This is a genomic window from Pseudoalteromonas sp. SG41-2 (assembly GCF_014164535.1).
GTDB classification, from domain to species: Bacteria; Pseudomonadota; Gammaproteobacteria; order Enterobacterales; family Alteromonadaceae; genus Pseudoalteromonas; species Pseudoalteromonas rhizosphaerae.
Window position 1 is genome coordinate 1 of the sequence record NZ_JACJFK010000055.1, and the last position, 5,676, is coordinate 5,676.

Annotated in this window: 5 protein-coding genes; 4 read left to right on the forward strand and 1 reads right to left on the reverse strand. The window is 38.0% G+C overall.

Annotated elements, in window-relative coordinates; genetic code table 11:
• Positions 1–1,194 (forward strand): hypothetical protein (locus H5186_RS21990; RefSeq protein WP_259400398.1); only part of this gene is annotated, 1,194 nt, incomplete at its 5' end.
• A 92-nt stretch (positions 1,195–1,286) separates the two neighbouring features.
• On the forward strand, positions 1,287–2,354 hold the full coding sequence (locus H5186_RS21995; RefSeq protein ID WP_182740913.1) for a hypothetical protein: 1,068 nt from the start codon (positions 1,287–1,289) through the stop codon (positions 2,352–2,354).
• A gap of 219 nt (positions 2,355–2,573) precedes the next feature.
• Here H5186_RS21995 and H5186_RS22000 read toward each other — a convergent pair whose 3' ends face one another.
• Positions 2,574–3,968 carry a PLP-dependent aminotransferase family protein gene (locus H5186_RS22000; RefSeq protein ID WP_182740914.1) on the reverse strand — a complete coding sequence of 465 codons (1,395 nt, stop codon included), beginning with the start codon at positions 3,966–3,968 and terminating at the stop codon, positions 2,574–2,576.
• Between the two features lie 88 nt (positions 3,969–4,056).
• On the opposite strand from H5186_RS22000, the gene H5186_RS22005 reads away from it, so the two are divergent.
• Positions 4,057–4,683 (forward strand): LysE family translocator, encoded by a 627-nt coding sequence (locus tag H5186_RS22005; RefSeq protein WP_145234560.1) that lies wholly within the window; start codon positions 4,057–4,059, stop codon positions 4,681–4,683.
• 9 nt (positions 4,684–4,692) lie between these two features.
• On the forward strand, positions 4,693–5,121 hold the full coding sequence (locus H5186_RS22010) for a GNAT family N-acetyltransferase (RefSeq protein WP_182767331.1): 429 nt from the start codon (positions 4,693–4,695) through the stop codon (positions 5,119–5,121).
• Positions 5,122–5,676: the final 555 nt, after the last annotated feature.

A 5,676-nucleotide genomic window follows, 5' to 3' on the forward strand; every position in this document is an offset into this window, starting at 1 on the left:
AGTAGTAATGATAAAAGCTCAGAGAAATCAAGCGAACTTGATGACTTAATTGATAACCTTATTAGTGATGAGGATCTTGAGCGCTATTTTGCTGAACAAAAAGACGGTTTAACTCATGAAGAACGGGAAAAAATTAAACGAGAAAATCGTATTAACGCGATTAACCAGTGGTGCGCTGAAAACCCAAATCGAGACCCTACCAGATCAAAAGATAAAACCATCAAACAACTGGCGTTAGATGAAGAAGCGGTGGTGCGAAGAGAAGAGTTTAGAAAAAATAACCCCGAGAAAGTGGCCGAAATAAGGAGGCGGACTAGAAACGAAAGTAAATATTTTGATGATAGAGCAACATATAAAGAGCAACTGCCAAGGGACTATTTACATAAAGACAGTTATGAAACGCGATTAAAAAAAGCCGAAGCACTCAATGGCTGCGGGTTTAAAACCCGCACATTTAAAAGTAAGCGTTTTACTGATGAATATGCAGCAAAGCTTTCATCCCCAGATAGTGGCTCAACGCTTGAGGGACATTGGGTAGAGAGCGATGGTAAGCAGTTGGCTATTTCATGGTTTGGAGGGTGGTCAAATTTATTTACTGCTCTAAGCTTCTTGCTAATGGTATCTGCAGTTATGTTTTTTTTCGTTGATTTGGTTGTTATTGGTTTTGTGTGGGAGGATTATCGGTGGGTGCCATTTGCTATATATGCACCTATGTTTATTGTTGGTTTTTATATGCTGAAACACCGGGCAATATTAGCGCACCGAGATAATTTTTATTTTAATCGCCATACCGGGCTTGTAAAAACCCCTCATACTTTGTTTAGAAAACCGTTTTATTTACCTTACGAAGACATTGTTTGCTATGGTGCAAATGAGCGTAATGTCGGTTCAGCCCGCGGTGGTTCACGTGTGTTTGTATCTCTTATGGTGCCGTTAAAATACCCTAAACATTATCGCTTTACCAAGCCTACTTTTTATGTAGGTGGTTCAAATCGTCAATGGGATTCACTGGCATACGCCACAGCCATGACCTTTATGGATACATCAATCCCGCTTGGGACACACTTATATCAATCAATAGAGCACTACTTCAAAATAGATAAAGATATAACAGAAAAACACGGATTTCCTGAGGAGTTAAAACCCTATTTAGACCCAGCAGATTGCCAAGTTAATAGAGAAGCCGTGTGGTAGTGAAGTTAGTTTGTTTAGCATTTACACAAAGGAGTGATGCCGAACTGAGAAAAAATAGTTAATAGTACAGTTCGGTAATAAGGAAGTTGAATATGTTTGAGCAATACGCAAAAACCGCTTATCGCGGTAAGCAAGCTGCAAAATTTAGAAATGAAATCGCAACAGATGAACGTGATTCAATGTTTTGCCGCTATCAAAGTAAGCAGGCGTTTTACCCGAGAGACGGTGTATTTGGCCACTGTTTTGATAATAGTCAAAACAGTTGCTACAAAGGTAATATTACTGGAGCAGAAAAATATGCACGTTCAATTTTAGCAAAAGGTAAAAATGAATTAGCAATGCCATTAGCAGGAAACGCAACTAATATTGCTGGCTTTGTCATTTTTTCTTGGGCAATAATTCATTTTTGTATTGTTATATTCTTGTTTGTTATGCCGTTATTTAGTTTAGCTTTAGGGGCGGTTGATGTTGCGTTAGAATTTTTAGCGGGCCTGTCATTATGTTGGATAGTTTCTAAATTGATTAATTGGTTAATTTGGCCGTTTTTTAGGTTTAAATATAATCTAGCTGTTATTTTTAATCGTGCCACAGGAATGGTGGAGGTACCAACTAAAAACGCGAAAGATTTCGATATTTTCCCATTTGAAGAGTTTAATGCACATTATAGGGTGCAGCATAACCCTAAAAGCGGTTTTCCATACCGTGGGTTTACTTTGTTACATTATCAGCAAAGCATGCGATATGACCAAACTTTTAGTAACCAGATAGCATCTGCATTTATTCATTGGGAACTGCTACAAAACTTTATGAATGTTACTCAGCCTTTGGCTGATATCCCGCAATTTGAATATTACCGTGAGTTTGATAAAACCACTGCTGAATTTGATAAAGCCAATGGTCGCCCTAAGTATTTTTGGTATCGTGTTGATAAGTCATTTTTAAAAGAAATGTCCAAAGCAGATGACGAGTTGAGAAAAGAATTTAATGATGAAGAGCAGCTCGATAATCTTTTGATGGGTAAACCTATTAAAAAGCTAACACCGCCAGATATTTTCAAGTTTCCATGGAAATACGCAGATAACATTAAGCCTGAAAGCGAGATCAAGTTCGGTAAAACACTGTGGCAAAAATTCACATCATTTTTGATGGTAGATCTGTAGTTAAGTAACATAATAAAATTAAAGGAATTTAACCCAAGCAGTAAATAACTGCTTGGGTAGGCAAAAGGATATTCATGTCAATTTCATATAAATTTGCAAAACTAAATGCAAAAGCAATAGAGAACTCGCAGAACTTTAAACACTATATTTCCTCAAAAAAGTATGAGTTCACATCACCCAAAGGAATAATGATTCCCCGATTTTATTGAATGATAAAATTTAAATAACTACCTCAAATGTTTGATTAAACTGCTGTAAAGCGGCTTCAACGCGGGTGATGCCTAAGTCAAACTCAGCCCGGGTTGCTGGGCCGCCTAGGGTGAGGCGAACACCATTTGGATTATCTACTTTTAGGGCTGGAACTTCTGGGATAAAGGAATCTAGCGTCCTTACAATTACCTTATGCGCTTTTAATACGCTGCAAAACTCAAACATATTCTGCGACTGGGATAAGCGAATATATACATTTAAACTGGCAAACTGAGCATCTATCTCATAAGTTTGAAGCAGCTTTTTTATTTGTTCAATACGATAGCGTATCTCATCTGCTAGCTTAGTTTGATTATAAGTAAATTCGTTACTTTTAATGGCGCGCATTATTAACTCAAAATTCATTGAGGAAACCGCCCAACACTCACTATGAATTTGTTTTAAAATTGGTTGCTCCCAAAGTCGTGGAGGTAATAAGTAACCGGCTCGTAGTCCGCCTGCAAAATATTTTGAAAAGCTTGAAATATAAAAAACCCGATCCGGTGCTTGTTGCCACAATGGTAATCGCCAATACTCTGGCAAACAGTAATTTACGTCATCTTCAATAATGAAAAAATTATATCGGCGACTCAGCGCCAGTAGGGCATTTAAATTGTTACTGCTATAGCAAATATTGGTTGGATTTTGACAGTTTGGCGTGATGTAAACCGCTTTGATTGTACGCGACTTACACAATGCTTCAATTTGCGCAAGATCAATCCCGTCGCTATGCACGTTTACTTGCGCTAATGAAAGTTTAAGCGAATGACACGCAAGGTAAAAACCGGGGTAACACATTGACTCTGCAATGACAGTATCGCCACTTTCACACAAGGTTGCTAACGTAGTGAATATTCCTTGCTGAGCACCTTGGGTAAATATCAACGGATGGTTTAAGCAATCAAAGCCCTTATCCGCTAGCCATTGTTTGAAAAAATATTGATGTGAGGTAAGTCCATTGAGTTTATAAATCATCACATCTGTTAATGCACGTTGATCCTTTGACAGCGATTGCAGGGCATTGGTCATAACATGTTGTTGCCCCATCATCGGTTGCATGCTTGAAGCAAAGTCTGTGTCGCCCTCAAAATGACTTAACTCAATAACTTTACTTACAAAGGTACCAGCCCCTAGTTTTGCAGTAACCAACCCTCGTTGCTCAAGTAAAGCATATGCACGAGTTACCGTACCATGTGTAACACTTAGGCTGTCAGCGAGAAGTCGTTGGGCTGGTAATTTTTGCTCAAAACCCAGCATTTTGTTGTCGATAGCATGCTCAATCAAAGCGGCTAATGCGCGATATTTTGGCTGTGTTTTGCACAAACTACTAAATAGAGTGTGATCCGGTTTGTAAATTGTATTCATAACAATAAAAATATTGATGATTTTACATAAGTATGACAATTAATAGTTATTAAACAACTACAATATTGTATCAATACAATTAATCATTATGAATACAGCTACTGTTTTTGAGCTTGCTCCGGCTCTCATTTTATTTTGTTTTGCGGCGTCAATTACGCCTGGGCCTAATAATATTTTGCTTACTCACTCAGGCACACATTTTGGCGTGATCAAAACCCTACCGCACTTATTGGGTATTCGAGTAGGCATGACGATAATGCATTTGGCAATGCTACTAGGATTAGGTAAATTGTTTTTAATACAGCCAAAGCTGCATTTTTTTCTACAGCTTTGTGCCAGTGGTTATATTTTATATTTGGCATACAAGATAGCTAGTAGCTCTCAATTAAAAGGTGATAATGCTCAAGCAAGGCCTTTAAATTTTTTTCAAGGCATGCTTTTTCAGTTGATCAATCCTAAGTCATATGCAGTGTTAATGACACTTTGTACTGCACTTACTTTACCAGGAGGTGCCTATTGGCCTTCTGCAATTTTGGGCGTGATTATTTTTAACCTTGTCGCGGCTTGCTCAGGCTTGTTTTGGGTGAATTTTGGCAAATACATGCGCCAATTTCTAAATAAGCCAAATATCTTTAAACGTTTTAATTGGGTTATGTCACTGTTTCTTGCGGCATCAATTCCTTTAGTTTTTCTTTCCAATGCAAGCATTCAGTAGGGAAATAAAATGAAATTTACTCACCAATTGTCACCACAACAATTTACCCAAGCGTTTGAGTTTTTATCTGAGCGAAGTTATTGGAGTCAAGGCATTAGTCGCGAACGGTTAGAAAAAGCGTTCGCACACTCGCTGTGCTTTGCATTAATTGAAAATAAACAGCTATTGGCATTTGCACGAGTGGTGACTGACCAAGCCACTTTTGCAAATTTACTGGATGTATTTGTGTTAGAGCCATTTAGAGGTCAAGGGCTGGGTAAAAAGCTGATGGATCATGTAATGAGTCACCCTGAATTGCAATCATTACGCCGTTTTACACTGGCAACAAAAGACGCTCATTCACTTTATCAACAATTTGGTTTTCAAAGCCAAGCAAGCCCCAATCTCGCAATGGAAAAGTGTTTAGTTGGCGGGTACTCAAAATTATTACTGCGGTAAAATTAAGTATGGATTGAACGTTTTAATGCGTGCAGTTAAATACTTTTATTATTTTACAGCTGAACTCCTTATTCTGTATTTATAGCCGTTTTATTAAAAATGTGAGCACTTTAGAGAGTATCAATAAATAATACTATTACTGGGTTTTTAGAGTCAGTTAATTAGTAAAATGCAAACAATGCTTACGCCAGAAAATGCATTGTACATTCTTGGTGTAATGTTTACCGCCTTGTCCTGAGTTCAGGTTACAGCTTTCATTATTATCATTTCCATATGAACGGCAGTCTACACACTCGTTGTGGGTTGTGCGCCTTACGAACCTATAAACCAGCTCGCTTTGACTTCAAGGGAGTGTCTATATATGGCTTATTTTATTTTGACTGGTAAGTGAAATAAGCTAACGCGTCAGAGGTATTCAAGTTCCCGTGGAAATACCAGGGCAAGATCACGAACTTTACCTTGACTTAAAAGTATGATCTTATACTCCTTTTTAAGGAGCCCCCATGCCTGATATTCAACTATTTAAATATTTCGAATCAATTGACGACCCTCGCC

Excerpts from the sequence above, each read along its gene's own strand:
- H5186_RS21995 (WP_182740913.1), top strand. The coding sequence starts at position 1,287 with ATGTTTGAGCAATACGCAAAAACCGCTTATCGCGGTAAGCAAGCTGCA.
- H5186_RS22000 (WP_182740914.1), bottom strand. The coding sequence starts at position 3,968 with ATGAATACAATTTACAAACCGGATCACACTCTATTTAGTAGTTTGTGC.
- H5186_RS22005 (WP_145234560.1), top strand. The coding sequence starts at position 4,057 with ATGAATACAGCTACTGTTTTTGAGCTTGCTCCGGCTCTCATTTTATTT.
- H5186_RS22010 (WP_182767331.1), top strand. The coding sequence starts at position 4,693 with ATGAAATTTACTCACCAATTGTCACCACAACAATTTACCCAAGCGTTT.